The following is a 26,607-nucleotide window of genomic DNA, read 5'->3' as shown; positions in this document are numbered from 1 at the left end:
AGCCCGAAGGAACGGCCCCGGCGACCCGATAACCTGTAGGCGTGAGTACGACCGGCAGTCGGATCGCAGCAGTGATTCCGGCCAAGAACGAGGAGCAGCGCATCGCTGCCACAGTGACGGCCGTACGGGAACTGCCCCACGTGGCAACCGTGATCGTCGTCGACGACGGGAGCACCGACCGGACGGGTGAGTACGCGACCGGAGCCGGCGCCATCGTCGTCCGGCACGATCGGAATCGCGGCAAGTCGGCCGCGATCGAGTCCGGGGTGAACGCGCTCGGCGTCATCGAGCAGCGGGACGGACGCCCCGAGGCAGGCATCATCCTGCTGTTGGATGCCGACCTGGGCGAAACCGCCGCCAACGCCGCACCGCTGATCGCACCGGTGGTGGCCGGCGAGGCCGACCTGACCATCGGCGTGCTGCCGCAGCAGACCACCGACGACGGATCCCCGGCCGGAGGCATGGGCATCGTCGTCAACACCGCCCGGCGCGGCATCGCCGAGCTGTCCGGCTTCCAGGCCCGGGCGCCGCTCTCGGGGCAGCGCTGCCTGACCCGGCGCGCCTTCGAACTGGCCAGCCCGCTGGCCGCCGGCTGGGGTGTGGAGACCGGAATGACCATCGACATCGTCCGGGCCGGACTCACGGTGACCGAGATCGACGTCGATCTCGGCCACCGGGCAACTTCGAACGATCTCGCCGGGCAGCTGCACCGCGCCCGTCAGCTCGCCGACGTCACCCGGGCGCTGACCGCCCGCGGAATGATTTCCAAGGCGACCGACGAGCTGCGCAACTCCTCGGCGGTCAACAACCTGCTGCAACGCTTCCGGCAACGATGAGCGCAGCCGAGCTGCCGGCGGCCGAGGATCAGCGGCCGGCGGCCTACCGTCCGGTCCGTTGGCACCGCGACCACCGGTTCGCCCTGGCCGCGATCATCGGTGCCACGCTGTTGGAGGTGATCGTCGGGGTCCTCGGGCCTTCGGTGATCACGATCACGCTGGGTCCGCGCCGCAATCCGCTGCCGCCCTGGTATCTGCCGCAGGGTGTCGTCGAGCCCAACGAATGGCTGGTCTCGCTGATGATCTGGGCAGCGATCGCGGTCGGTGCGATCGGACTGGTGATCGCGCTGCGGGCACTGGCCGACGGCTGGCGACCGCGGGCCCGCCGGCTGGCTGCGCTGGGTGTCGGCCTGGTGACCGCGACAGTGCTGGTGCCACCGCTGACGTCGGCCGACGTGTTGATGTACGCGGCCTACGGACGGTTGCAGGTGACCGGGCGGAATCCGTACCAGATCACGCCGGCCGACATCTTCCGCGGCCAGTACGACCCGGTGATGCACTGGACCGAGCGGCCGTGGACCGATACGCCCAGCGTGTACGGCCCGATCACGTCGTGGACGCAGCTCGCCGCGAACAAGCTCGGCGGCACCAACATGCACGACATCGTGTTCTGGCTGCAGCTGTTCTCCGCCGTGCCGTTCGTGCTGGCCTGTCTCGGCGTCCTGCTCATCGCTCGCACGGCCGATCCGGAACGGCGAGCCCGTGCCGCACTGCTGACCATCGCCAACCCGGTGTTGATCTGGGCCGTGGTCGCGGGCGCCCACAACGAGGCGCTGTCGGTCGTCTTCGCTGTGGCCGGAATGATGTTCATCCGGAAGAGTCCGTTCCTGGCCGGCCTCGGCGTCGGCATCGCCGGCTGCGCCAAGATCAGCATCGGCATCTGGGGACTCGGAATGCTCTGGGCGTACCGTCGGCAGCCCAAGCAACTGTTCCTGATCTGCCTGGGTGCGGCGATCCCGATGGTTGCCGCGTACGGGCTGTGGGAGCCGGCCGCCTTGGAACGGGCCGTGCGCAACGGTGCGCTGATCTCGACCGGAGGGTGGGTCAATCCGCTCTTCACCCTGCTGGTCGGGATCGTCGGGACGAACACCGCGAAGGTCATCGTCGGGGTGGTCAGTTATGTGTTGCTTGCCCTGATCGTCTTCTGGCTGTCCCGGGTGGTCCCGTGGCAGATCGCGCCCGTCGCGGAAGCAGGGGTCGAGCCGAAACGGGATCCGATGACCGTGGCGCTGCGCACCGCGATGATCATCGGTACGGCCTGGGTATGTACGTCGATCTACACCCTCAGTTCCTACGATCTCCAGGTCTGGATGGCGCTGGCACTGGTGGCCGGTGGCAAGCTCGAGCGGCTGCTGGTGGTGCGCGGCGCGGTGTTGTCTGCGGCCTTCGTCCCTGGCCGTGCGATCGCCTTCGGTGCTGCACTGGAGTGGACGGCGGCCCGGGTGCGCGATCCGGTCTCCCCGATCATCCAGATGCTGGTGCTGGTGGCGATCTTCCTGTGGTGGAAGTGGCCGAACCGTACGTCGCTGTGGATGATCTGGCGGGACAAGGCCGGCGACAAGGCCGGCGACAAGGCGTCCCCGCCCGACGGCGACGGGCCGGAGCCGGAGGTCATGCCGGAGCCAGCGGAGGGCGCAGATCCCTCATCGAAAGTCGCTGCTTCCTGATCAGTATCAGCACGCCCAACCCGAGGGCGGCGACCGCGATCGACGCCAACACCGCCACGTCCCTGATCAGGTGGCCGGTTTCGCCGCCGGAGATCGTGACCCGGAACGCGTCGATCAGATAGGTCATCGGCATGTACGGACTGATCGCCGAGAAGAATCGCGGCAGAACGGCCGGCGGGTAGGTGCCGCCGGCCGATGCCAGTTGCAGGATGAGCCAGATCAGTAACAGCGCCGAGCCGGGTGTGCCAAGGGCAGATCGGAGCAGATGGGCGATCGCCGAGAAGGCCACGGCGCCGAGCGCGGTGACGCCGTACAGGGCCAGCGGTCGCACCGGATCGAGGCCGAGGAACAGCCAGACGGTACTGATCGTCAGATAGCCGCCGATGATCGCCAGCAGGCCGGCCGGCAGCCAGCTGCCGAGCAGCCGGGCCGTCGGATTCGCCCGGCCGACCAGGGTGCGGCCGACCAGCGGGCGGATGACCAGGAAGGCAGAGATTCCGAACACCCACAGGGCGATGGAGAAGAACATCGGTGCCAGCCCTCGTCCGTAGTAGGTCGCCGGGTTGTCCACGTGCATCTCGACCGACGCCGGCGAGGACAGCACCTGCGCGGCGTCGCGCTGTTGATCGGCCGTGATCGCCGGCACCTTCTTGGCAGCGGCGGCAAGCTGATCATGGAGCGCGGCGGCCCCGTCGGACAGTCGGCCGAGGGCAGAGTCGAGGTCGTGGGTGCCGGTCTTCAGGCTGTCGGCGCCGTCGGAGACCTGGCGGGCGCCGTTGTGGAGGGCCGCGGCGCCGTCGGCGGCATCAAAGACCCCGGTGGCCAGTGACTCGGCGCCGGTGGATGCGCTGCTGATCGCGCCGTTCAGCGCGTGGGCGCCCGAAGCGACGTCATGGGCGCCGTTGTTGAGCTGGTTGATGTCCCTCCTGCTGTCGGCCAGAGACCCGGACAGGTCATCACCGGCGGATCGGGCGTCGGCGGTGAGGGAGGAGATCACCACGGCATTGGTCCGAGCGGCCCCGGCGATGGTCGTGGCGCGACCGGACGCCGTGTCGATCCGGCCGGACAGTCTCTGGAACGCCGGATCTTCGGCGAGCTGGGGATAGCGACGCCTGATCCGGTCCAGGTCGGAGCCGGCCCGGTCAAGATCATCGGTGATCGACTGGCTTCCTCCGGCGGCGGTGCCGGCGATGTCGTTGAGCGCGTCGCCGGCCCGAGCGCCGTTCCTCTGCATCTGCGGCAGCGCCTTCTGCAGCGCGGTCAGGGGCGGGACGACCCGGTCGCGCAGTTGCTGGGTTCCGGTGGCGACCTGGTCTGCGCCGTCGGCAAGATCACCGGACTTCGTGGTCATCGCGTTCAGGCCGTCGGAGAGGTCGTCGGCGCCGGTGCCGGCGGCGGCCAAGCCGTCGGAGAGGCTCTTCGATCCGGCTTCAAGATCAGCTGCGCCGTCGCTCAGCGATGCCGCGCCGGTGGCGATCTTTTCGGAGGCGGAGTGGGCGGAGACCAGGCCGTCGTGGAGTTTGGCCGACCCCTGGGCTGCGTCGTCCAGGCCTCTGTTGATGGTGGCGAGATTCTTGAAGACGACCTCGAAGTAGCTTCGGACGGCCGACTGATCGACCGCCTGTTCGATCTTGGTCTGCGCCGTGTTGGTGATGCTGCCGATGACGAACCCGTTGGCGTCGTTGCGGCGTACCTGGATGTGGGCCTGGACCGGATCGGTGGTCTGTCCGCTGACCAGGTCGGTGGAGAAGGTCGGCGGGACGGTGACGACGAGATAGAAGTCGCCGTCGGCCAGGCCGCGGTCGGCTGTGGGCTGGTCCACCTCGTGCCAGTCGAACTCCTGCTCGGCGACGAGTTCGGCGACGAAATCGTCACCGGCGGTGATGGTCCGTCCTTCGGCCTTCGCGGGCTGGTCCTGGTTGACGACGGCGACCGGCAGGTCGCTGAGACGTCCGTACGGGTCCCAGTTCGCGGCCAGGTAGATGGCGCCGTAGATCAGCGGTACGAGTGCAACGAAGATCAGGGCGATCTTCGGGACGGGTCCGCGGAACCGGCGGAACTCGGCGACCGCGATGCCGATCGGGTCGAAGCGTGTGGGCTGGCTCATGATCACCTGCTGGGGGTCGTACGGACGGAGGTGCCGGGGGAAGGGAGGGTGATCCGTACCGCGTCGTAGGGGATCGTTGTCGATTCGACGGATGAGGTGACGATGGTCGTCGTTGTGCTCGCGGCCAGGTCCACCAGGCCGCCGAGGAGTCGGCGCTGGTCGGCCGTGTTGAGATCGCGATGGGCGTCGTCGAGGACGAGCACCCGGGACGGTCGGAGCATGGCCAGCCCGACGGTCAGCATTGTCCGGTGGTAACCGTCGAGATCATCGATCAGATCTTCCGGATCAAGGTCAAGATCGACGAGATGAGCAAACCGCTCGAACCTCGCCTCGGCCTGGTGTCCGCGCAGGCCCTCGATTGCGGCTCGTTCGGTGACTGCGTCGGCGATGGTGTGCTTGGGTTCCAGGTCGACGTAGCTGCCGATCCGGGCAGCGGTGCTGATCATCCGGAGCTGACGGGACGCGGAGTGTGCGTCGAGGCCGGCGACTTGGAGTCGACCGCGGAATCCTGCGAATCTGCCCACCATCGCGGCCAGCAGGATCGACTTCCCGGTACCGGCCGGTCCGATGATCACCGCGAGCCGCCCGGCCGGAATCTCGAAGTCGAGGCCGCCGAAGACCCGCAGGGCGCCGGTCCCGAAATCGAGGCCCTCGGCGGTGATCAACGGTGCCGGACGCTCCTGCGGATCACCTTTGTTGATCACATCGTCGTCATCGAGTTCGGCGGCACGCTGCGGAGTCGGCTGGGTCATTGCAGGATTCCCTTGATCGCAGCACGAACGGTCTTCTTGATCAACTCACCGGGCATGGCATCCGGGGCAATCGCGTGTTCGGCGGAGAGTGATTGCACGAGGGAGAGGATCAACACTGCATCCGCCTCGTCGATGGTCACTGCGGTGCCGGCTGTTCGCCGGCGCAGATCGGTCAGCAGATTGTGCCGTTGCTCGGTGCGGAGCCTGGCGTAGACCGCCGCCAACTCGGGGTGACCGGCGGCCAACGATCGGAATTCCGTCAACATCGTCAGGGCGGGTGCGTTGGCGACGATGATGCCGGCGACGTCCTCGGCGACCTCGTCGATCGCGGCCGGATCCGTCACGGCAGCAACCAGCCGCTCCGAGGAACTCAGTGCCGTGTTAATCAAGATCGCGGTGTGTTCGTTGATCACCGCGGTGAACAGATCGGCCTTGCCGCCGAAGTTGGAGTACACCGCGCCCTTGGAGAACCCGGCGGAGGCTGCGATGTCGCCGAGATTGGTGCGCTGGTATCCCTCCCGGACGAAGGCCGCGCGGGCGGCGCCGAGAATCCGGGCACGGACGTCCGCCCGCTTGGGCCGGGGTTGCGCCGACGGCGGATCAACCTTTCCAGCTGTTGCCATGATCCCGTCCTCTTTCCTGCTGAATGGCGATACCGAGGGTATCCGATACTCAAAGTACTGAGAAATGTGGATTCGGAGGAGTGGCTGATGCGGTCTGCTCGTCTCGTATGCTTCGGCCTCGTGACAGCGCGCGCCGGTTGGTATCCCGACCCGGCCGGGCGTCCTGCCCGTTACCGGTGGTGGGACGGCTCGGCCTGGACGCGCTTCCTGGCCGCCGATCCCGCGGCGCCGCGACCCCAACCGGAGGACCTGGAATCCTCCGCACCCGCCGGAACACAGGATCCTGCGGACGGCGCATCCGCGCGCGACATCTCGGGCGCCGGACGGCACCAGGCGACCGACCCGAGCCCGTGGCAACGCGCAGGGGCTGTGGTCGCCGCAGAGTCGCAGGCGTCGCGAGGGTCGCGCCCGCCCGGCTACGAGCGGCCGGTCCGTTCCGGGTCGTCCGGGTCGTTCTCGTTGAGGCCCGCGCTGCTCGGGATCGGGGCCGTCGTACTGGTCGGCCTGATCGTGCTGGCCGTTGCCGTCTTCGGCCGGCCGACACCGGTCGGCCTCCAACCACCTCCGCCGGCCGCCGACGGTTCACTGCCGGCACCGTCTCCGACCGCCGAACCGTCGGCCGGGTACGACCCGGCGTCGCGGAAGTTCGCCTTCGACGGTCTGGAGATCACTCTGCCGGCGAAGCCGTACGTGGTCCGGTCCACGGAGTTCAATGATCTTGGTGGCTCGCCGGGGATGACGGCGAGTGCTCCGGTGCACGAGGACTACAACGGCTCGGGCAGCGACTGGACTGCCGCCTTCGATGTCGGCAGTGTCCCGACGGAACACGCGGGCAAGAACATCGCCGAGACTGCCGACAAGATCATCGCGTGGTGGCAGCAGAACGCCTTCAACGACACGGTGGTGACGGTCAAGAACGCGAAGAGGAGCACGATCACCAAGAACCTGCCGCGCCCGGCGCGAATCGTCACGGCCGACCTGCACTACAAGGTCGACGGCGTGAAGAGCAGTTATGACCGCGTCAGCGTGTTGGTCGCCAAAGGTCCGTCGGGTGAATACGTCGCCTTCATCTCGTCCCGGCCGAACGATGCCGATGCCCGGACCAAGAAGGCGTTGCAGGATTCCATCGACACCGTCCATCTGACCTGACCTTCGGGCCTGGCCGGACGCACGCACCGGCTCCGACGTCATTACTGCGCCCGGGCTCGACCGGATGCGACGGGGGTCAGCCGATGGCTACCCTGATCGGGTGCCAGACGATCGACCGGAATCCACCACACCGCAGCGGTATGGCTACTTCGGGCCGGAGGGGACGTTCACCCACCAGGCCCTGCTGAGCATTCCCGGAAGCGACCGCGGCGAGCTGATCCCGTACACGACGGTGGCGGCCTGCCTTGACGCGGTCCGCGCGGGCGAGGTGTCCTCCGGGCTCGTACCGATCGAGAACTCCGTCGAAGGCGGTGTCTCGGCGACGCTGGACAACCTGACCTACGGCGAACCGCTGATGATCACGCGTGAGGTGCTGCTGCCGGTGCAGTTCACCTTGTTCGCCCGGGCCGGGACGGCGTTGGCAGACGTCCGCCGGGTGATCACCCATCCGCATGCCGCGGCCCAGTGCCGCGACTGGCTGGCGGCCAACCTGCCGCAGGCGACGATCACCACCGAGGGCTCGACAGCCGCGGCGGCCGCAACCGTGGCGGACCCGTCGTCGGGTTTCGACGCAGCCGTCTCCTCGGAGATAGCCGGACAGCTGTACGGACTGACCCCGCTGGCCTCGGAGATCGCCGACAACGAGGCGGCCGTCACCCGATTCATCCTGCTGGCCCGGCCCGGTCCGGTCGGACCGGCGACCGGAGTGGACAAGACCAGCCTGGTGCTGTTCATGCGGGCCGACCGTGCCGGGGCGCTGCTGGAGCTGCTGGACCAGTTCGCCAGTCGTGGGGTCAACATGTGCCGGATCGAGTCCCGGCCCACCAAGACCGTCTTCGGCAACTACTGTTTCGCGATCGACGTGGAGGGCCACATCGACGATGATCGCCTCGCCGAGGCCCTGATGGGTCTGCATCGGGTTTCGGCCCGGGTGATCTTCCTGGGCAGCTTCCCGCGTGCCGATGCGACCCAGCAGCACGTCCTCCCCGGCACGTCGAACGCCGATTACCGTGCCGCCCGCGAGTGGCTCGACTCCCTGCGACACCACCCGCACTGACCGCCACTCGAGCCCGTCCCGTGCTCGCGCCCTGCCCCGGCGCTGGTGCCGCACCAGTTGCTCGGCCGCGCACCGGTTGCTCGGTGCCGCACCAGTTGCTCGGTGCCGCACCAGTTGCTCGGCCGCGCACCGCCTGCAGCCGGTGCGAAGTCGAGTAAAGGTCGCGTGATCGAGGAAAGGGTGCGCCACCTGCGGTGGTCGTACGGACCTCGCGCTGTCCACAGGCCGCAGAACACGCCGACATATCCACAGATCGGCTGTCCGGGTGAACCACCCGACACGAATTTGCCCAATGTAAGGATGTGAGCGAACTCCGGCTGACCCGTGATCTCGTAGCCATCGGCACAACCCATGACGAGCTGGCCAGGCGTCGACGAGCCGGTTCGTTGACCCGGCTCAGACGTGGGGCGTACGTCCTCAACAGCGACCGCGAGCCCGACGAGCTGCACCGACTGATGATCGAGTCGACTGTCGCGCTCGGCCTGGGTGACTCCGTGATCAGCTTCGCATCGGCCGCGGTGATGCACGGACTTCCGGTGCCGTGGTCGGCCTTGAGAAAGGTTCATCTGACCCGCAACCGCGCGGACAGTGGTCGGATCCGGTCACTCGTCCACGTGCACGTAGCACCGCTGCGGTCCGATGATGTGTGCATGATCGACGGGCTGCCGGTGACCAGCCTGGCCCGTACCTTCGTCGACCTCGCACGGACTGTTCCGCTGGGGTGGGGCGTAGCCGCGGGAGATGCGGGACTCCGCGCCGGGATGACGGAGGACGACGTGGCCGCGCAGCTGGAGCGAGCCCGTCGGCGCCACGGATCGCGTCGCGCACGGGCGGCGGCAGGACTGCTCGACCCGTTGAGCGAAAGCCCCGGCGAGTCACTGAGCAGGGTGGTGTTCTTCGAGGAACGTCTGCCGATGCCTCAGCTGCAGGCCGAACTCTTCGACGGAGCGACCAAGATCGCCACGGTGGACTTTCTCTGGCCCGAACAAGGGACGGTCGGCGAGTTCGACGGCGAGTTCAAGTACGGCCGCTTGGTGGGCCCCGGCGAGACACCCGCCGACGTCATGGTCCGGGAGAAGCGCCGGGAGGATGCGGTACGCGATCTGGGACTCCAGATGACGCGGTGGGTGTGGGAGGAGATCTTCACCCGGACGGTCCTCGTGGCGCGCGTACGCCGTGCGTTCCGGCGCGGTACGCCGTTCCGTCCCTGAGCCGGCCGCCCGCGTCGGGTAGTTGCCGTCAGGTCGGTTGCCGTCGGGTAGTCGCCCGCCCGGTAGTCGCCCGCCCGACACCGCCACGCCGCACCTTCCCGCACCAGTTGCTCGTTCCCGCGGCAGCAACTCGACGTCGCACCGCCTGCAGCTGGTGCGCGGCCGAGTAATTGGTGCGCCGCCGACGAACTGGTGCGGGAATGGGCCGTCCCGGTGGGTGCGCCGCCGACGAACTGGTGCGTCGCTGACCAACTGGTGCGGAAATGGGCCGTCCCGGTGGGTGCGCCGTCGGCGAACTGGTGCGTCGCTGACCAACTGGTGCGGGAACGGGGCCGGCGGTGGGAGCGCTGTCGACGAACTGGTGCGCCGCGCACTAACTGGTGCGGGAAGGTGACCGGGCGGTGATTCGGCGCCGGGTCCGGCGGGTCAGCCTGGTACGCGGATGGGCAGGGCGCCGGGGAGGACTTCGGCAGTCATCGTGTGCAGTTCGCCGGAGGGGTCGCCGTCCAGCTCGAAGTGGTCACCTTCGGCGACCTCGATCCTGATCTTGCTCCCGATCATCCGCTCCAGCTCTTCGACACCACGGTCGCGTCGGGTGAGGACTCGGGCGATCAGCCGCGGCCAGTCCGACGGCCGGCGGGGTGATGCGATCAACAGGTCGAGCAGTCCGTCATCGGGTTTCGCGTCGGGGATCAACGGAATGTTGGCCTGGAGATACCCCACGTTGCCCAGCACCAGCACGTGCGCCCGCCTCCTGATCGGCTCGCCGTCATCGATGGTGATGGTCGCGTGCAGTGCCGGATGGTTGGCGTTCCGGGCAGCCGCCAGGAAGTAGGCGACCGATCCGACCGCGCGCTTCAGGTCGGGATTGGTGTCCTGCATGATCGTCGCATCGATGCCGATCCCGGCGAGCACGACGAAATGATCAACACGGTCGTCGTCGATGGTCACCCGTACGACGTCGACCGGCCTGGTGCGGCCGCTGAACGCAACCTCCATCGCGGCCCGCTCGTCCAGCGGGATGCCGAGGTTCTTGGCCAGCAGGTTGCCCGTGCCGGCCGGGATGACACCGAACGGGATCCCCGACTCGGCCAGCTCGGCGGCCACCAGCCGTACGGTTCCGTCGCCTCCGGCGGTGATCACCAGATCGACCTTGCTCTCGATCGCCCGGCGGGCGGGGCCACGGCCGGGGTCCTCGGCAGTCGTCTCCAGCCAGATTGCTTCGTCCCAGCCCCGGGTCCGGAGTTCGTACGCGATCGACCGCCGGAAGCCGGGCCAGTCCGACACTCTGGCCGGGTTGTAGATCACCGCACACCGGCGCGACGTCGGTTGCGGACCGGGCGACTCCACCGCGTGCCGGGCCACACGACCGGCCGCCTGCTGGGTGACGAACGGTGGCAACACCGACACGCCCGCCAGCAGCAGACAGACGGCAGCGGCGGCGGATCCGAACAGCACGCCGCCGATCAGATCCGACAGGTAGTGCGCGGCCAGAAGCCAGCGGTTCAGACCGACCGCGACCAAGATCACCAAGCCGAGCAGCGCCCACTGAAGCTGCGCCACCCGGCGCCTGCGGGTGATCACCAGCACCGTCCCGATCGCGATCACCCCGATCGTCACCGCGCACATGTGACTGCTCGGGAACGAATAGCCCGACGTGCTGATCAAGTGCAGCGCGTCCGCCGGCCGCGGCCTGCCCAGCAGCAACCGCAGCAAGCCTCCGCCACCCCAGCCGATCACCACCATCAACGCCAGCGCCCCGGCAAGATGCCGCATCCGGTTGCGGAACGCCCAGACCGCCATCACCAGCAGGCTGAAGTAGATCAACAGCGGCTCGGTGATCAAGGCGAACGCGGCGGCCAGTTGACCCAGTACCGACAGCGGCGCCACCGGAGAGTGTCCGGCCCATTCGTCCAGCGGTGCGATGAGATCGGAATGCATCACCAACATGGTCCAGACGACCGTGGCGGCGACCAGCACAGCAGTGACGCCGAGAGATCCGGCAGACGGCGGCTTGCGTACCATGGTGCAGCCATCATCGCATGCAGCTGCCCGCATCCGGCGGAGTCGAGCATCTGCAGGCAATGCCGGCCGAGCGGGCGTGCTGGGCACCAGACGACGGGCAGAAAAGGGCTCGTCGACCCTGCCGGGCCGCCAAGTAGGCTGGACGCGTGATTGACGCTCGCTTGCTTCGTACCGATCCTGACCGCATCCGCCGGTCCCAACTCGCCCGTGGCGAGTCGGTCGACCTGGTCGACAAGCTGGTCGGAGTCGACGAGTCGAGGCGGCAGGCGATTGCGGCGTACGAATCCGCGCGAGCCGAGCAGAAGGACCTGGGCAAGCAGATTCCCAAGGCACAGGGTGAGGAGAAGACCGCGCTGCTGGCCAAGACCAAGGAACTCTCCGAGCAGGTCAAGACCAACGAGGCCACGGCCAAGGAACTGGAGGCCGAGTTCAACGAGCTGTTGCTCGGCGTCGGGAATCTGGTCTTCGACGACGTCCCCGAGGGCGGTGAGGACGACTACGTCGTCAAGGAGACCGTCGGCGCGCCGCGGGACTTCGCCGCCGAAGGCATCACCGTTCGTGATCATCTCGACCTCGGCGAAGCGCTCGGTGCGATCGACGTGCCCCGTGGCGCCAAGGTCTCCGGATCCCGGTTCTACTACCTGACCGGCGTCGGCGCCGAACTGGAACTTGCGCTGATCAACCTGGCCATGCAGACGGCGATCGGCAACGGGTTCACCCCGATGATCCCGCCTGCCCTGGTCAAGCCGCAAGCGATGGAGGGGACCGGATTCCTCGGCCAGGCGGCCGAGGACGTCTACCGGCTGGAAGCCGATGACCTCTACCTGGTCGGAACGGCCGAGGTGCCGTTGGCCGCGTACCATTCCGACGAGATCCTGGACGCCGCGAAGCTGCCGCTGCGCTACGCCGGCTACAGCCCGAGCTTCCGGCGTGAGGCGGGTTCGTACGGCAAGGACACTCGCGGCATCTTCCGGGTGCATTGGTTCGACAAGGTCGAGATGTTCTCCTACTGCGACCCGGCGGATTCGGAGGCAGAACACCAACGTCTGCTGGGATTCGAGAAGGACTTCATCAGCATGTTGGAGCTGCCGTTCCAGGTCCTCGAGCTGGCTGCCGGTGATCTTGGTCTGAGCGCCGCCCGAAAGTTCGACTGTTACGCCTGGATCCCCAGCCAGCAGCGGTATCGGGAGATCACTTCGACCTCCAACTGCACCGAGTTCCAGGCGCGTCGGCTGAACATCCGGGCGCGCTTCGGCAACGGTACGGCGCCGGTGGCGACGTTGAACGGGACACTGTGCGCGATCACCCGGACGATCATCGCCCTGCTGGAAAACCATCAGCAGGCCGACGGGAGTGTGTACGTGCCGGTTGCGCTGCGGCCCTTCCTCGCCGGACGGGATCGACTGGTGCCGCTCACCGATGCGCGAGCATCAGGCAGTCAGGCTCGATGAACTGGCGCCCCAAACTCGTCGCGCTCGACGTCGACGGCACCGTCGTCGACCGGGACGGCAAGCTTCCCGACCCCATTCGCGACGTGGTCGGGAAGTTGATCAAGAACGACATCCGTGTCGTGCTGGCCACCGGCCGGTCCTGGCAGGGCACCCGGCCGATCGTCGACGACCTGCAGCTGCCGGCCGGTCCTGTGGTGTGCTCCAACGGTGCGGTCGAGGTGCGCTATCCGCCGACCGAGGTGCTGCGATCGGTCACGTTCGATGCCTCGGAGGTGGTCCGCCGGGTGCTGGCCCACAAGCCGAACACGTTGGTCGCGGTCGAGGAGGTCGGGCGCGGATACCGGGTGAGCGGGACGTTCCCCGACGGCGACCTGACCGGCGAGATGATCATCAGTGATGTCGCCGACATGATCGCCAAGCCGGTGACCCGGGTGATCCTGCGTGATCCGAGCAGCACCGACCAGGAGTTCGTCGACATGGCGAACAGTCTCGGCCTGACCGGATGTAGCTACTTCATCGGCTGGAGCGCCTGGCTGGACATTGTCCCGGAGGGCGTGAACAAGGGGACTGCACTGGCCGATGTTGCCGCGGGCCTCTCGATCGATCCGTCCGAGGTGTTGGCGATGGGCGACGGCCGCAACGACCTGGAGATGCTCAGCTGGGCCGGTCGTGGCGTGGCGCTGGGCGATGCCCCCGACGAGGTGAAGGACATCGCCGATCACGTGACCGGCCGGTTCGACGACGGCGGCACTGTCGAAGAGCTGTCCCGGTGGGTGTGAGCGGTCGCTCACACCCACCGGGTCAGGCGGCGCGACGCTCGGAGCGGCTGCGCAGCGGAGAGATCACCTGTGCGGCCGCGGCCAGCACCTGCGACATCGTCGGCAGTGACCGACGGATCGGCGTGATCCCGCTCCTTGTGGTGCGTGCGGCGCGTTCCCGACGCAGATGCCGCTTCACCGTGGACAACGAACACCCCAGCCGTTGGGCGATCGATTCGAGTGTCTCGTCCGGATTGGCGCGACGGAGGCGGATGACCTCTTCATGATCGACCGGACGATTGCGTGCGGTGGCGCCGGCGAAGGTGTCGAAGTCCTCCGGATCGACGACGATTCCGAGGCGGCGGCGGATATCGATGCGCTGCCGCTGAGTGGTGCCGGCGACGTAGCCGGACACATCGTGCCGGACGACGGCGTCGTACAGACAGCTGCGGACTATCGGGCACTCGGCGCAGATCTCACCTGCGCGCTCGGCCAGTCCCGCGTAACGATGCCGGACAGCGGCCGGCGCGCTGCTGGTCGGCGGCTCCTCCAGCAGGCTGTCCTGGAACAGATCAGCGAACTGTACGCAGCCGGTTGCTGCCTGCGTACTGCGATCGTCGAACGTAGTCATTACTGACATCCCCTTGTGGTCTCTCAGGCAGGACGTGTTGTTGCCCTGAGACGTGCGGGTCGACAGGCCGGTTCCCGTGGATCTGGGAGAGTCGGGATCGGCTGCCGTTCCCAAACTGACATGGACGGACGTGCGATCACCCGTTCCGGCGGACTGGCCGGACTCGGCCTCGACCTGGCTGGGCGAGAACCACCCCGACCGGGGATCAAACGTCCGCGGGCTCATCCCGAGCGCGCAATGTCAGTTAACCGGAATACTCGGTGCGGGGGAATCAGTCCAGAGAAGGATCTATGTCATTCCCGGGACGGAATGGCGTTGCATAACCGGCGACCATAAATGTAGGGGAGTTGCGTATTTCCAATGGTTGACAGGTGGCCTGAAACGTACTAATCAAAAACGCAACTGTTCTCGCCCCGGACCGGGGTGCTACAGGTACATGCCGTCGGCACGCCCGCGGGGATCCGGCTGCTGCAGTGGCTGCCCCTGGCCGGGCATCACGCCCGGCGGCAGGGCGCGGCGCATCTGCTCCAACTGCGCCCGGGCAGCCATCTGCTGGGCGAACAGCGCAGTCTGGATTCCATGGAAAAGGCCCTCGAGCCAGCCCACCAATTGGGCTTGTGCAATCCGCAACTCGGCATCACTGGGGGCTTGATCACTGGCGAACGGAAGTGCCAGTCGGTCCAATTCCTCAACGAGTTCCGGGGCCAAACCGTCTTTCAACTCCGCAATGGATGCGGAATGGATATCACGCAGGCGTTGCCGTGAAGCCTCGTCCAATGGAGCCGACTTCACTTCGTCCAACAATTGCCTGATCATATTGCCGATCCGCATCACCTTGGCCGGCTGCTCGACCATGTCCGTGACCGACGACTCGCGCTCCTCGTTCGTGCCCTCATCCACCTCAGGGGCCCGCTCGACGGCCATCGCCTGCGGCGCGACCACGAAGACCCGGCCGTCCTCGGTCTGACCTGCCACCGGCGGCGTCCCGGTCGACTGCTCGTTGCTTTGAGGTTGCTGCTGTTCGGTCATGATTCGATCCTAGGAGTGGAAGCCCGGATTCGTTCACCGCACCCGGCGGGCAAAGTCAGCGAATACCCGATCGCGGAAACGGCAAAACCAATGGCAGGTTCTGGGAAAATCCGCATACGCTTGTCCGGCTATGCACGACTTCCCGCCGGCTGTTCCCGGTTTCACAACAGCGGTCCGACAGCCTGCGGACCAGCCAGCTCTCGAGGAGGCCCGGACCACCAGTACCGGGTCCATCCGACGCACCGGAGATCCGGATCGCCGGACGAGCCGTCGGACCCGAGGATCGGCAGGCCAACCCGATACCCGCGGCCCGTTCCGGTTCCTGTTCTGGTTGATCCGGCAGCAGGCGGATGTCGTGCTGGCCGGGGCGGGCGTGGCGGTGCTGTGGATGATGCCCGGCACGCTCGGCCCGTTCCTGATCGGCCGCGCCGTCGATCAGGGGATCTCGGCTCACTCCGCCGGTTCGCTGGTGTTCTGGGCAGTCCTGCTGCTGGCGGTGATCATCATCGGGGCGGGCTTCGGCATCCTGGGTCATACCTGGGTCGTACGCAGCTGGCTACTCGCGCTGTACCGGACGACCAAGCTGGTTGCGCGCAAGACCGGCCACCTCGGACACGTACTGCCACAGCGGACACCGACCGGTGAGGTGCTCAGCGTCTCGTCCTCCGACAGTGATCAGTTCGGCGCGCTGACCGAGGTCTTCTCCCGAGCGGTCGGATCGCTGGTGGCCTTCCTGATCGTCGCCGGCATCGTGTTGTCGACCTCGCCGTTGCTGGGTGTGCTGGTCCTGATCGCCGCCCCGGTGTTGTTGTTGATCGCGCTTCCTCTGCTGCGGCCGTTGCAGCGGCGCCAGGCGATCGAGCGGAACCGGTCGTCGAAGCTGACCTCGATGGCAACCGACATCGTTGCCGGCCTGCGGATCCTGCGCGGCGTCGGCGGCGAGCGGACCTTCGGCGAGAATTACGCCGAGCAGTCCCAGAGTGTCCGTCGCGCCGGCGTCGCCGCCGGTGTCTGGCAGGCGGTGACCGAGTCCACCAGTGTGCTGTTCTCCGGGTTGTTCCTGATCGGCCTGACCTGGCTGGGTGCGCGGGAGGTGCTTGCCGGGGAGCTGACCGTCGGACAGCTGGTCAGCTTCTTCGGGTACGCCCTGTTCATGGTCTCGCCGATCCGCACCTTCTTCGAGCTGGCCCAGAAGGCCGTCCGCGCGCTGGTCTCGGCGACCAAGACGGTCGCCGTCCTGGAACAGGAGCCGCCGTGGTCCGAACCCGCCGACCCGGCACCGCTGCCACTCGGTGCTCCGATCGTCGATGAGCAGACCGGTTTTCGTGCCGAGCCGGGTGAGTTGACCATGGTCGTCTCGGCCGTGCCCGACGCGTCCGCAGCGCTGGCCGACCGGCTCGGCCGGTATCTGGTCGTCGATCGGGAACCGGTCAGCATGGAGGTTCCGGAAACGCTGAAGGGCCGTGCCGCCCGCCGGGCCCGTGCCGATCGTGAGCGTCAGCGGCGTGAGCTGATGATCGCCGACCGCGAGGCAGCCAGCGGCCGCTGGGGCGTACGGATCGGCGACGTCGATCTGGCCGATGCGTCACTCGAAGCCGTCCGACGGACGGTCCTGGTCAGCGACACCAACAGCATGGTGTTCGCCGGAACGTTGCAGGAGGCGATCGATCCGCACGGCCGGCTCAACCTGGAGCAGGCGGAACGGGCGATGCGCACGGCCGCGGCCGAGGACGTGTACGAGGCGATGCCCGGTGGCTGGCAGGGCCGGTTGGACGAGCGGGGTCGTGGCCTGTCCGGCGGGCAGCGCCAGCGGCTCGTTCTGGCCAGGGCCCTGGCTGTCGATGCTGAGGTGCTCGTGCTGGTCGAGCCGACGTCGGCCGTCGATGCGCACACCGAGGCGATGATCGCGGAGCGGTTGACCGAACACCGGAAGGGCCGGACGACGATCGTGGTGACCGCCTCGCCGTTGTTGCTGCACTATGCCGACCGGGTCGCCCTCTTGAGCGACGGCAAGATCGCCGCCGTCGGCACCCATGATCAGCTTCTGGCCGGTGATCCGCGATACGGCCGGGTCGTCACCCGCGCACTGGACGACGAAACGGATGAGATCAGCGCCCCGCAGTTGACCGGCGCAACCACCGGACACCTCGAGACCGAATTCGACGGAGGACAACGATGAACCGGACCGGCTCGGCCGTGGGGACGGCCGATACCGTGTTCGCTCCGATGGCGGACTCGGCGGCCACCTGGGACTACGACCGGACCAAGCGGTCGGCCGCCGGCAGCCTGCCACGCCGGGTACCGGACGAACTGCGACCGCCGGAGACCGCGACGGTGCGCGAGCGGTTGCGGGCGTGGAGACGCCGACACCTGTTGCGGGAGCGTCGTGCCCAGGAGTTCTACGCCCAGTCGCGGAATCCGGTCCGCGGGCTGCCGGTCGCCGGTTGGCCGGCGGTTGCCGATTTCATCAAGACCCTGCTCACCAGGCGGCGCGCCCTGGCGGTGCTGTTGCTGATCATGAACGGGCTGGCTGCGATCGCCGGCCTGGTGGTGCCGAGGATCCTCGGCCGGTTGGTCGACGTGGCACGGGCCGAGGGCACAGTGACGGCGACCATCGACGGCCTGGCGGTCGTGGTGATCGGAGTCATCGTCGTGCAGGCCGTCTTCACCTTCGGCGCCAGCTGCTCCGCGGCGATCTTCGGACAGGACCTGCTGGCCGCGGCGCGCGAGTACATCGTCCGCACCGTCCTGCGGTTGCCGCTGAGCCGGGTGGAAAGTGCCAGCAGCGGCGACCTGGTCACCCGGGTGACCAGAGACGTCGGGACGATGAGCGAATCGGTCCGCTGGGGTCTGCCGCAGGCCGTCATCGCCTTGATCACCACGGTGCTGACCATCGTCGCGATGGTGCTGAACTCCCCGCTCCTGGCGCTGCCCATCCTGGTCTCGGCGGTGCCGTTGTGGATGTCGGTGCGGCGCTACTTCAAGCGGGCGCCGATGGGGTACATCACCGAAGGTGGCACCTACTCCAAGATCAACACGTCACTGACCGAGACCGTCGAAGGGGCCCGGACCGTCGAGGCTCTCGGCCTGCAACAGAAGCGGATCGAGTTGACCGACGAGGACATCGAGGAGTCCGCCCAGGCCGAGCGCTACACGATGTCGTTGCGGAACCTGTTGTTCGGCGTGATCGATGTCGCCTACAACTCGCCACTGGTCTGGACGATCCTGCTCGGCGGCCTCGGTTACGCCAACGGCTGGGTCACCCTGGGCCAGATCACGGCCGCGACGCTGTACATCCAGGCCGTCGTCGGGCCGCTGGATCAGTTGATCTACAACATCGACCGGTTGCAGGTGGGGGTCGCCTCGACGACCCGTCTGCTGGGTATCGCTGCGGTGCCGCAGGACCGGGAGCCGGGAGCAGAACAGCCGGCCGATTCACATCTGCACGGTGATGATCTGCGGTTCGCCTACCGCGAGGGGCACGACGTCCTGCACGGTGTTGATCTTGATCTGCAGCCGGGTGAGCGGTTGGCGATCGTCGGCCCGAGTGGTTCGGGCAAGTCGACGCTCGGCCGCTTGTTGTCCGGCATCAACGGGCCGCGCACCGGCCGAGTGACCGTCGGCGGCGTGGATCTGGTGAAGCTGCCGCTTGATCAACTGCGGACCGAGGTGTCACTGGTCACCCAGGAACACCACGTGTTCGTGGGCACCATCCGGGACAACATCGTGCTGGCCCGGGAGGACTCGCCCGACGAGGTGGTGATCAACGCACTGAGGACGGTCGACGCGTGGGACTGGGTGGAACGGCTGCCCAACGGTCTGGACACCATGATCGGCTCCGGCAACGCGGCGCTGACTCCGGCCCAGGCGCAGCAGATCGCGCTGGCCAGGTTGGTGGTCGCGGATCCGCACACTCTGGTACTGGACGAGGCGACGTCGTTGATCGATCCGCGGACCGCCCGTCATCTGGAGGGTTCGATGGCGGCGCTGTTGGAGGACCGGACCGTCGTTGCGATCGCGCACCGGTTGCACACCGCGCACGATGCCGATCGGATCGCGGTGGTGATCGATGGTCGGATCGCCGAGCTGGGCAGTCATCACGAGCTGCTCGAGGCCGACGGTGAGTACGCGGCTCTCTGGCGCGCCTGGACCTCCTGACGCCCCAGACGGCGAGGGGTCACAAAATCCTCAATCTGGGCGGCGTGTCGCCGGACAGCGCGCAGCGCGCCCGGCGACACTCCGCCCAGATGAGGGATTTTGTGACCCCTCGGCGGGTGTCAGCGGGACTGGCCGTTCTCGAAGTAGTCGATCAACTCCTGGGGGAGCGGCGGGACTCGACGGGCAGAGCTGTCCGAGCGCAGTGACTGGGTGGCGATGACACCCGCAGCCACGGCCTGGCGGGCGGCCACCGGCGAGGTGTCGGTGATGCCACCGTCGGCCGCGAACCGCAGGAACTCCTCCATCAGCCGGGGATCGGCGCCACCATGGCTGCCACCGTCGGCGGCACCGATGATCACCGTCTCGTCCGGTTCGGCACTGCCGTCGTGGCGGCGGTCCCAGATCACGATCTTGTCGCCCGGTCCGTCACCGAGATTCTCGATCCGGCCCCTGGTGCCGATCACCGTGTAGTTGCGCCAGTAGTCCGGGGTGAAATGACACTGCTCGTACGACGCGAGCACCCCGTTGTCCAGCCGCATCTGCATCATCGACACATCCTCGACGTCGACCACCTCGTTCAGCCCGGTGAGCTCGGTCGGCGGCCAGTTGTCCAGGCTGTACCACTCCGGCATCCGCTCCTCGCTGTGATCGGCACGATCGGCGATGTTGCCGTAGACCATCAGGTCGCCCATCGCCGTCACCGTCTCGCTGTAGCCTCCGGCCAGCCAGTGGATCACATCAAGATCATGGGCGCCCTTCTGCAGCAACAGACCGGTGGACCGGCTGCGATCGGCGTGCCAGTCCTTGAAGTAGAAGTCGCCGCCGTTGCCCACGAAGTGCCGGCACCAGATCGCCTTGACCTCCCCGATCCGACCACTGGTGATCAGCTCGCGCATCTGGCGGACCATGGGCATGTGACGCATGTTGTGGCCGACGTAGAGCCGGGTCCCGGTCTGCATCGCGGTCTGCAGCAGGGAGTCACAGTCCTCGATGGTGATCGCCAGCGGCTTCTCGCAGAAGACCGCAACCCCGGCCTGCAACGCTTTCAGCGCCACCGGGAAATGTTGATCATCCGGAGTGGTCACCAGCACCGCGTCGATGCCTGAGGCAAGAAGCCGATCAAGATCGTCGGTGATCTCGGCCTCCGGTAGCGCCTTGCGGGCGTCCGCCCGCCCGCGTTCGCCGACATCACAGACGATCGTGACGCGGCTGGGCAGCGTCGGATCGTCCGGCCGGTGGGCATAGCGCCAGAGTCCGGCGCGCATGCCGAAGCCGACAAGGCCGATGGACAGTTCACGGGTACCAACCGATGTCGCTTGTTGGCTCATGGTCAACTTTCTGTTCGATGTGATCGGGAGTGATTGGTGGTGCTGTTGGACGGCAGGGCCGATCCGACGGGCTGGCCGAGCGTCGTCTCGCGGGCGAACAGTGACCAGCTGAAGTCGTACAGCGTGCCCGAACCGGGTTGTTCGCCGGTGGCCCGGTCCCGCAGGATCTCGGCAAGCCGCGTGAAGAAGTCGGTCGGGCCGACGCTGGACAGCGACGGCTCCATCCGTTCACCCTCCACAGTGTTGCCGACTCCGATGATCGCGACGTCCTCGGGAACCCGCAGTCGCAATCGAAGGGCGGCCTGGACGGCGCTCATCGCTGCGAAGTCGGAGATCGCATAGATGGCCGTTGGCCGATCCGGACTGCTGAGCATCCGTACCGCCGCGGCGTACGCGCTGGTCGGGTCGAGATCGATGGTCTCGACGTAGTCCTCGCGGTGAGCGATCCCGGCCGCCTCGAGTTCCTCGAGATAGACCGCATAGCGGCGGTGCTCCAGGTTGCGACCCATCCTGGTGGTCAGACAACCGATCCGATCATGGGACTCGAGCAGGTGGCGGACAGCCAGCCGGCAGCCCTCGGTCGCCTCGGACCGGATGACATCGAATCCGTCCGGTTCCAACTCGTCATCGAACACGACCAGCCGGTAACCGCTGCGAGCGAGTCGGCGGAGCACTTCCCGCTGGTCGGCGGTCCTTGCGCTGTCGATGAAGGCAACGTCGCAAGGTTGACGGGTGATCGCAGTCGCCCAGTCACCGTCGGCCAGGATCAGCGCCGTCAGACCGGCAGGTGTCACCGCCGCGCTGACCGCCCGGCCGACCTCCTGGGCCCACGGATCGGACAGCATCGTCAGGGAGAGCAGCACCAGATTGGTCTTGCCGGTACGGATCGCCCTTGCGGCCTGGTTGGGGTGATAGTTGAGCTCCTGCGCAGCCAGCCGGACGCGGGCCATCGTCGCCTCGGAGACTCCGGTGCGTCCGCCCGTCCGGCCGGACAGCACGTAGGAGACTGTCGCAGTGGAGACGCCGGCGAGCTCGGCGACCATGCGCAAGGTGGTGCGAGCGGGCTTCCCAGCCTTGTCCCGCATCGTCACCTCCTGCCCGACCGCGCCCTGCGCCGGTTCGATCCGTCTGATCGGCAAGTCTCCTGTCGGCAAGCCACACTGTTCCCCGGTGACCGGGGCGCCGCAGGTGCCCTGCAGATCCGCGGCCGCCCGTCAAACGATTAATGGTTTAACAACCTACGGCCTGCGCAGCATTTCGCAAAGGCGTTCCATCAAAGTCTGGCCTCAGCGCACCGTCATCCCGCCGAACCGGGCCGACCGGGCGACCCTGACGAGCACGCCCGCTGCCCGCCGGGCAGACTGCGGACATGCGTGCAATCACGGTGGATCAGCCCGGCGGCCCTGAGGTGTTGCAGCTCGACGAGGTGGCCGATCCCGTCCCCGGGCCGGGCGAACTGCTGGTCGAGGTCGTCGCTGCGGGGGTCAACCGGGCCGATCTGCAGCAGCGGATCGGGGTCTACCCGCCGCCGCCGGGTGCCTCCGGCATCATCGGCCTGGAGTGCTCGGGGAGGATCGCGGCCGTCGGCGGGGAGGTCGACGGTTGGCAGGTCGGGGACCCGTGCGTCGCGCTGCTGGCCGGCGGCGGCTATGCGGAACGCGTTGCCGTGCCGGCAGGTCAGGTCGTCCGGCCGCCGGACGGAATCGATCTGGTCACCGCGGGTGGGTTGCTGGAGGTCGCCGCGACCGTCGTCTCCAATGCCGACCTGGTCGGGCTCGATGACGGTGAGACGTTTCTGGTGCACGGCGGCGCGGGCGGTATCGGTTCCTTCGCCATCCAGTACGCCAAGCAACTCGGCGCGACCGTCATCGCCACCGCCGGCAGCCCGAAGAAGTTGGATCACTGCCGCGCACTCGGCGCCGATCTTGCGGTCAGCTATCGCGACGACTGGTCTGCGGCGATCGCCGACTTCACCGGCCGCGGCGTCGACGTGATCCTGGACAACATGGGCGCGAAGTATCTCGACGCCAACACCGCTGCCCTGGCACCCGACGGCCGGCTGGTGATCATCGGCCTGCAGGGCGGGTCGCGTGCCGAGCTCGACCTCGGACGGCTGCTCAGTCGGCGGTGCTCGGTGACCGCCACCTCACTGCGCGGACGCCCGGTGGAACAGAAGGCCGCGATCGTCGCTCGGGTGGCCGACACGGTGTGGCCGATGTACGCCGCCGGCCGGATCAGGGCGGCGCCGGAGACGCGGTTCGGTCTGGCCGACGCCGCCCAGGCTCATTCCAGGCTGGAGTCCGGGGAGAATGTCGGCAAGATCCTGCTTCTCCCGTAGGATCACCCACTGGTTCCATCACCGGCGATGGGCCACCCGGCGAGGTCGCATAGTGGACTAGTGCAGCCGCCTTGAAAGCGGCCGAGCGGCTCAAACCGTTCCGTGGGTTCGAATCCCACCCTCGCCGCAGTCGACAGCTTGGAAGAGGGGACACGTGACCGAGGAGTCCTACGTCCTGGCGCCGGCTCCGCCGGTGAAGACGTTTCGCAACGTTGCCGTGGTCGACGGGCTCGGCGCAGTCCTCCTCGGCCTCGGTCTGGCGTTCGGGAAGTCCTATCTGATCATCGCCGGTGTCGCCGTCATGCTGGTCGGCGCCGGAGTGATCGTGGCCACGATGGCCGTCGGGAGACGGGTGACCACCAGGGTCGTCCTGGACCGGGAGCACATCATGATCACCAGTGGTGGGCGGTCGGCGTCAGCGGCCTGGTCGGAGATCGACGACGTCTCGGCTGCGGGTCAGACGATCTATCTCAATCGGCGGGATCGGCAGGCAGCGCTCAAGATCGACAGTCCGCGGGGTGCCGGAGACCCGGTGCTCCAGCGGCTGTCGGGCGCGCTGGTCGCCCGGCTCGACCAGAGCCGCGGCTACCGCGACCTCTGAGCACAGACCGCGACCGCTGTTCGAAGGACTCAGACAGCACAGGATCAGCCCGGAGGCTGGGCGTTCGCGGCCATCTGCGGATCGAACGCACAGGCGTCTGCGGCCGACTCACTCTGCGGCGAGGGCGACGTCCGGGATGATGACGATCCGCCGGAGCCCTTGGCCGAACCGGACTTGCCCGGCTTCTTGGCCTTCTTGGGGGGATGGACCGTTTCGTCGATCGCCTTGGCGACCTGGTGGCGTACCAGATCGAAATCCGGGTCGGGACTGGAGAATCCGTTGACACCGTGCTTGAAGACCAGGCTGCGTACGTTGCCCTTCTTGGCCCGCATGCTCAGTTCGACGAAGGCGGGCAGAGCTTCCTGGGGGATGTCGGTCTTGACGATCTCCTTGCCCGCTCGGGCGATCGCCTCGTAGCGGGTCAGCACGTTGGCCGGATTGGCCTGCTGGATGATCGCGTCCACCACGCAGCGTTGTCGGTCCATCCGCTGGAAGTCGTCGGCACCGTAGCGGCCGCGGGCGAACCAGAGCGCCTTGGCGCCGTTGAGGTGCTGGTTGGCACCCGGGTGCAGCCAGGAGTTCGGCGGCCGGTGCTCGTCGGTGCTCCCACCGATCGCGACGTAGGTGTTGATGTTGACTGTGATCCCGCCGAGTGCGTCGATCAACTTCTTGAACCCGGCAAGATCGATCAACACGTAGTAGTCGATCTTGAGCCCGATCGCCTCGCCGACCGACAGCTTGAGCACGTCGGCGCCGAGATTGTCGGTCTTGCCGAGGATGTTCTTGGGCACCGTCGCGGGCACGTTGTCGTACATCGCGTTCAGGAAGTACTCGGCATTGTTGCCGTCACCGTTGGTGAATCCATTCGGGTAGTACTTGGCCAGCGGGGACTTCGGCGGGAACGGCATCCGCGCGGTGTTGCGCGGCAGACTGATCAAGGTCGTGTCGCCGGTCTTGGTATCGATGCTGGCGATCATCACGGTATCGGTCCGCGTCCCGGTGCGGTCCGGACCAGCGTCACCGCCGAGGAGCAGGATGTTGACACGCGGCTTGTTCTTCCACGGGTCGGACTTGGCGGTCGGCTCAGCACTCGGCCGCGTCGCGCTCTCGGAGTGCTTCTGCTGGTGGAAGACGGTCGACACCAGGCTGGCCTGGTCATAGCTGTAGCGGGCGCCGACGGCCACCGGTGCGGCGATCACGAAGGTCAGTGCACCGACCAGGATGCTGGCGCCGACCCGCTGACCGCGCCGCAACGGTCCCCGGGTCAGGCTGAGATGGCTGGCGATGATCACCAGCACCCAGACCACGCCGAGCACGATCAGTCCGACTGTGATCAACTTGAGTAGGCCGGGATCGACAGCGGTGGCCAGCAGTGACCGCGGATCCGCAAGTGCCCAGATCAGGCCGCCGAGCACCAGGGTGAGGAACGCCGCGAGGATGATGCCGCCGACCAGTCGCCGGCGGGCTGCGATCAGACCGAGACCGGGAAGGAAGGAGCCTAGGATGGTGAAGAGGACGCTGCGACGGAAGCCGCCCGCAATGCCCTCCTCGGGCGCGGCCCGGCGTGCCCGGCGCGGGCGGGGGCGGTCGGGACCGTGCTGTGGCTCCAGGGCGCGCCTGGGCAACTCCCAGTTCCAGTCGTCCTCGGCCACGTACTCTCCTCGCCGGTTGGCGCCAGTTTTGAGTTCAGTCAGTCAGCCGGCCGGTGCCTGGTCGCGGCAGGGCCGTCTCAACTTTAGGTGCACGGTGGGAGAGTTCCGTACCTCGCGGACCTTACCGGAGAGCTGACCCAGCCGTCAGTCGGCCCATTTTTGCTCAGGTGCGGGTCCAATCGGTAGTCTTGCCGGGCGTTCCATGCACCACCGTCTGTGACTGCCCTGAGTGGTTGCGGTGTTGGCCATGGGGCCGAATCGGTCGGGAGGCGTCGCCTAGTCCGGTCTATGGCGCCCGCCTGCTAAGCGGGTTTGGGTCTTAAAGCCCATCGCGGGTTCAAATCCCGCCGCCTCCGCCCCTGACCAGGCCGAGTGCCGGGGGACTCCGCTCCAGGAGTCTCCCGGCGAAGCCGCACCCCGCTACGCTCGCGTCGTGATCTTGGTGCCCACCGATGAAGCTCTCGGCATCCGTCGGCTGTTCGATGCCGAGTATCTGGGCTTCGTCGTCGATGCGATGGTCGCCGGTGCCACGCCGGCCCGGGTCTGGGTCGACGACGTCGCCGTCCCCGCGGCTTCACTCATCTGGGACGGCAGCCATACCGTCTACCTGGCCGGTGCGGTCGGTGACGAGGCTCGAGCCTGGCGGCAGCTGTTCGACGAAGTGGTCGCGCCCTCCCGTCCGGGATTCCTGAAGTTGTACCTTTCCGAAGCCACCGCAGCCGCGGTCTTCCCCGACCGGGACCTGGAGCGACGCGATCGGGTCCTTTACCGGCTGGCCCGGCCGAACCCGCAGGATCGCTCGGAGCGACTGCCGGAGGGTTTCGGCATAGCGTCGATCACCGAGCGATTCGGCGACCTGTCCGCCCTGTCCGGATTCTCCGACGTCGTCGCCGAGATTGAATCGGGATGGCCGTCAGTGCGGGAGTTCCAGCACAGGGGCTTCGGCTACGTCGCGCACACCGCATCGACGATCGCCTGTTGGTGCACCGCCGAGTACCGCAGTGCGCGGCACTGCGGGACCGGCATCGAGACCCAGCCCGGATACCGTCGGCGCGGACTGGCGACGCTGACCGCGAGCGCGTTCGTCGCGGAGTGCGTACGGCGCGGGCTGGTCGCGTACTGGGATGCGTGGGCGACGAACCTGCCGTCGATCGCCGTCGCTGAGCGGGTCGGATTCGAGCGGGTCGCCGACTACGCGATCTGTGTCGGTGACTTCTCCTGACCGGCCGTCGTC

The 26,607-nt window shown here is 67.5% G+C and carries 21 protein-coding genes and 2 tRNA genes; 14 read left to right on the top strand and 9 right to left on the bottom strand.

All coding sequences use genetic code 11. From position 1 onward, the window contains the following. The first annotated feature begins 41 nt into the window (after positions 1-41). Positions 42-836, top strand: coding sequence for a glycosyltransferase family 2 protein (locus GJV80_RS16370; RefSeq protein WP_230207763.1), 795 nt, complete (start codon positions 42-44; stop codon positions 834-836). Next, a complete protein-coding gene (locus GJV80_RS16365; protein WP_154688812.1) occupies positions 833-2,503 on the top strand; it encodes a hypothetical protein in 1,671 nt (556 codons plus the stop codon). The genes GJV80_RS16370 and GJV80_RS16365 overlap by 4 nt, the downstream gene beginning before the upstream one ends. Here the strand turns inward: GJV80_RS16365 and GJV80_RS16360 are convergent. From GJV80_RS16360 to GJV80_RS16350, 3 genes are read right to left on the bottom strand one after another with little or no spacing between them, the layout of a single operon-like run. After that, positions 2,448-4,610 (bottom strand): YhgE/Pip family protein, encoded by a 2,163-nt coding sequence (locus GJV80_RS16360; protein ID WP_154688811.1) that lies wholly within the window; start codon positions 4,608-4,610, stop codon positions 2,448-2,450. The two genes, GJV80_RS16365 and GJV80_RS16360, sit on opposite strands and share 56 nt — an antisense overlap. Positions 4,611-4,612: 2 nt before the next feature. Further along, entirely contained in the window at positions 4,613-5,362 is a 750-nt protein-coding gene (locus GJV80_RS16355) for an ATP-binding cassette domain-containing protein (RefSeq protein WP_154688810.1), read from the bottom strand. Next, positions 5,359-5,985 carry a TetR/AcrR family transcriptional regulator gene (locus tag GJV80_RS16350; RefSeq protein WP_154688809.1) on the bottom strand — a complete coding sequence of 209 codons (627 nt, stop codon included), beginning with the start codon at positions 5,983-5,985 and terminating at the stop codon, positions 5,359-5,361. Before GJV80_RS16350 ends, GJV80_RS16355 begins: the two co-directional genes overlap by 4 nt. A 120-nt stretch (positions 5,986-6,105) precedes the next feature. Between GJV80_RS16350 and GJV80_RS16345 the strand changes: the two genes are divergently transcribed. The 3 genes from GJV80_RS16345 (at position 6,106) to GJV80_RS16335 (ending at position 9,402) form a co-directional block, all read left to right on the top strand. Next, entirely contained in the window at positions 6,106-7,134 is a 1,029-nt protein-coding gene (locus GJV80_RS16345) for a DUF2510 domain-containing protein (RefSeq protein WP_230207762.1), read from the top strand. Between the two features lie 100 nt (positions 7,135-7,234). Next, on the top strand, positions 7,235-8,191 hold the full coding sequence (pheA, locus tag GJV80_RS16340; protein ID WP_230207761.1) for a prephenate dehydratase: 957 nt from the start codon (positions 7,235-7,237) through the stop codon (positions 8,189-8,191). A gap of 302 nt (positions 8,192-8,493) precedes the next feature. Further along, the gene (locus GJV80_RS16335) at positions 8,494-9,402 is read left to right on the top strand and encodes a hypothetical protein (RefSeq protein ID WP_154688806.1); all 909 of its coding nucleotides are present in this window, start codon (positions 8,494-8,496) and stop codon (positions 9,400-9,402) included. Between the two features lie 426 nt (positions 9,403-9,828). Here GJV80_RS16335 and GJV80_RS16330 read toward each other — a convergent pair whose 3' ends face one another. After that, the gene (locus tag GJV80_RS16330; protein WP_154688805.1) at positions 9,829-11,460 is read right to left on the bottom strand and encodes a diacylglycerol kinase family protein; all 1,632 of its coding nucleotides are present in this window, start codon (positions 11,458-11,460) and stop codon (positions 9,829-9,831) included. A gap of 113 nt (positions 11,461-11,573) precedes the next feature. Here GJV80_RS16330 and serS point away from each other — a divergent pair, with 113 nt between their 5' ends. After that, a complete protein-coding gene (serS, locus tag GJV80_RS16325) occupies positions 11,574-12,878 on the top strand; it encodes a serine--tRNA ligase (protein ID WP_154688804.1) in 1,305 nt (434 codons plus the stop codon). After that, positions 12,875-13,657 (top strand): HAD family hydrolase, encoded by a 783-nt coding sequence (locus tag GJV80_RS16320; RefSeq protein WP_154688803.1) that lies wholly within the window; start codon positions 12,875-12,877, stop codon positions 13,655-13,657. Before serS ends, GJV80_RS16320 begins: the two co-directional genes overlap by 4 nt. Before the next feature lie 22 nt (positions 13,658-13,679). Here GJV80_RS16320 and GJV80_RS16315 read toward each other — a convergent pair whose 3' ends face one another. Then, the gene (locus tag GJV80_RS16315) at positions 13,680-14,267 is read right to left on the bottom strand and encodes a WhiB family transcriptional regulator (RefSeq protein WP_195908971.1); all 588 of its coding nucleotides are present in this window, start codon (positions 14,265-14,267) and stop codon (positions 13,680-13,682) included. Between the two features lie 426 nt (positions 14,268-14,693). After that, entirely contained in the window at positions 14,694-15,296 is a 603-nt protein-coding gene (locus GJV80_RS16310; protein WP_370518763.1) for a bacterial proteasome activator family protein, read from the bottom strand. A 130-nt stretch (positions 15,297-15,426) separates the two neighbouring features. On the opposite strand from GJV80_RS16310, the gene GJV80_RS16305 reads away from it, so the two are divergent. Beyond that, on the top strand, positions 15,427-17,475 hold the full coding sequence (locus tag GJV80_RS16305; protein ID WP_154688801.1) for an ABC transporter ATP-binding protein: 2,049 nt from the start codon (positions 15,427-15,429) through the stop codon (positions 17,473-17,475). Continuing rightward, positions 17,472-19,454, top strand: a complete 1,983-nt coding sequence (locus GJV80_RS16300) for an ABC transporter ATP-binding protein (protein ID WP_230207760.1) — start codon at positions 17,472-17,474, stop codon at positions 19,452-19,454. The genes GJV80_RS16305 and GJV80_RS16300 overlap by 4 nt, the downstream gene beginning before the upstream one ends. Positions 19,455-19,573: 119 nt before the next feature. On the opposite strand, the gene GJV80_RS16295 is transcribed toward GJV80_RS16300, so the two are convergent. Then, positions 19,574-20,782, bottom strand: a complete 1,209-nt coding sequence (locus GJV80_RS16295) for a Gfo/Idh/MocA family protein (RefSeq protein ID WP_154688800.1) — start codon at positions 20,780-20,782, stop codon at positions 19,574-19,576. Between the two features lie 2 nt (positions 20,783-20,784). Further along, positions 20,785-21,867 (bottom strand): LacI family DNA-binding transcriptional regulator, encoded by a 1,083-nt coding sequence (locus GJV80_RS16290; RefSeq protein WP_230207759.1) that lies wholly within the window; start codon positions 21,865-21,867, stop codon positions 20,785-20,787. Between the two features lie 284 nt (positions 21,868-22,151). On the opposite strand from GJV80_RS16290, the gene GJV80_RS16285 reads away from it, so the two are divergent. The 3 genes from GJV80_RS16285 (at position 22,152) to GJV80_RS16275 (ending at position 23,721) form a co-directional block, all read left to right on the top strand. Then, positions 22,152-23,120: an NAD(P)H-quinone oxidoreductase gene (locus GJV80_RS16285; RefSeq protein ID WP_154688799.1), complete on the top strand. Its 969-nt coding sequence runs from the start codon at positions 22,152-22,154 to the stop codon at positions 23,118-23,120. 38 nt (positions 23,121-23,158) lie between these two features. Further along, positions 23,159-23,247: transfer RNA gene (locus GJV80_RS16280), tRNA-Ser, on the top strand. A 27-nt stretch (positions 23,248-23,274) separates the two neighbouring features. Then, the gene (locus tag GJV80_RS16275; RefSeq protein ID WP_154688798.1) at positions 23,275-23,721 is read left to right on the top strand and encodes a hypothetical protein; all 447 of its coding nucleotides are present in this window, start codon (positions 23,275-23,277) and stop codon (positions 23,719-23,721) included. 44 nt (positions 23,722-23,765) lie between these two features. Here the strand turns inward: GJV80_RS16275 and GJV80_RS16270 are convergent, their stop codons facing one another. Further along, the gene (locus GJV80_RS16270; RefSeq protein ID WP_154688797.1) at positions 23,766-25,373 is read right to left on the bottom strand and encodes an LCP family protein; all 1,608 of its coding nucleotides are present in this window, start codon (positions 25,371-25,373) and stop codon (positions 23,766-23,768) included. 265 nt (positions 25,374-25,638) lie between these two features. Between GJV80_RS16270 and GJV80_RS16265 the strand changes: the two genes are divergently transcribed. Further along, a tRNA-Ser gene (locus GJV80_RS16265) sits at positions 25,639-25,729 on the top strand. A 77-nt stretch (positions 25,730-25,806) separates the two neighbouring features. Next, entirely contained in the window at positions 25,807-26,595 is a 789-nt protein-coding gene (locus GJV80_RS16260; RefSeq protein ID WP_154688796.1) for a GNAT family N-acetyltransferase, read from the top strand. The last annotated feature ends 12 nt before the right edge of the window (positions 26,596-26,607 follow it).

It is taken from the genome of Microlunatus sp. Gsoil 973 (genome assembly GCF_009707365.1).
Lineage (GTDB): Bacteria > Actinomycetota > Actinomycetes > Propionibacteriales > Propionibacteriaceae > Microlunatus.
The sequence above is the reverse complement of the archived record's forward strand: the minus strand, read 5'-3'. Positions and strand labels throughout refer to the sequence as shown.

Coding starts and splice junctions, on each gene's coding strand:
- GJV80_RS16365 (WP_154688812.1), top strand. CDS start 833: ATGAGCGCAGCCGAGCTGCCGGCGGCCGAGGATCAGCGGCCGGCGGCC.
- GJV80_RS16360 (WP_154688811.1), bottom strand. CDS start 4,610: ATGAGCCAGCCCACACGCTTCGACCCGATCGGCATCGCGGTCGCCGAG.
- GJV80_RS16355 (WP_154688810.1), bottom strand. CDS start 5,362: ATGACCCAGCCGACTCCGCAGCGTGCCGCCGAACTCGATGACGACGAT.
- GJV80_RS16350 (WP_154688809.1), bottom strand. CDS start 5,985: ATGGCAACAGCTGGAAAGGTTGATCCGCCGTCGGCGCAACCCCGGCCC.
- GJV80_RS16330 (WP_154688805.1), bottom strand. CDS start 11,460: ATGCGGGCAGCTGCATGCGATGATGGCTGCACCATGGTACGCAAGCCG.
- GJV80_RS16320 (WP_154688803.1), top strand. CDS start 12,875: ATGAACTGGCGCCCCAAACTCGTCGCGCTCGACGTCGACGGCACCGTC.
- GJV80_RS16315 (WP_195908971.1), bottom strand. CDS start 14,267: ATGACTACGTTCGACGATCGCAGTACGCAGGCAGCAACCGGCTGCGTA.
- GJV80_RS16310 (WP_370518763.1), bottom strand. CDS start 15,296: ATGACCGAACAGCAGCAACCTCAAAGCAACGAGCAGTCGACCGGGACG.
- GJV80_RS16305 (WP_154688801.1), top strand. CDS start 15,427: ATGCACGACTTCCCGCCGGCTGTTCCCGGTTTCACAACAGCGGTCCGA.
- GJV80_RS16300 (WP_230207760.1), top strand. CDS start 17,472: ATGAACCGGACCGGCTCGGCCGTGGGGACGGCCGATACCGTGTTCGCT.
- GJV80_RS16295 (WP_154688800.1), bottom strand. CDS start 20,782: ATGAGCCAACAAGCGACATCGGTTGGTACCCGTGAACTGTCCATCGGC.
- GJV80_RS16290 (WP_230207759.1), bottom strand. CDS start 21,867: ATGCGGGACAAGGCTGGGAAGCCCGCTCGCACCACCTTGCGCATGGTC.
- GJV80_RS16285 (WP_154688799.1), top strand. CDS start 22,152: ATGCGTGCAATCACGGTGGATCAGCCCGGCGGCCCTGAGGTGTTGCAG.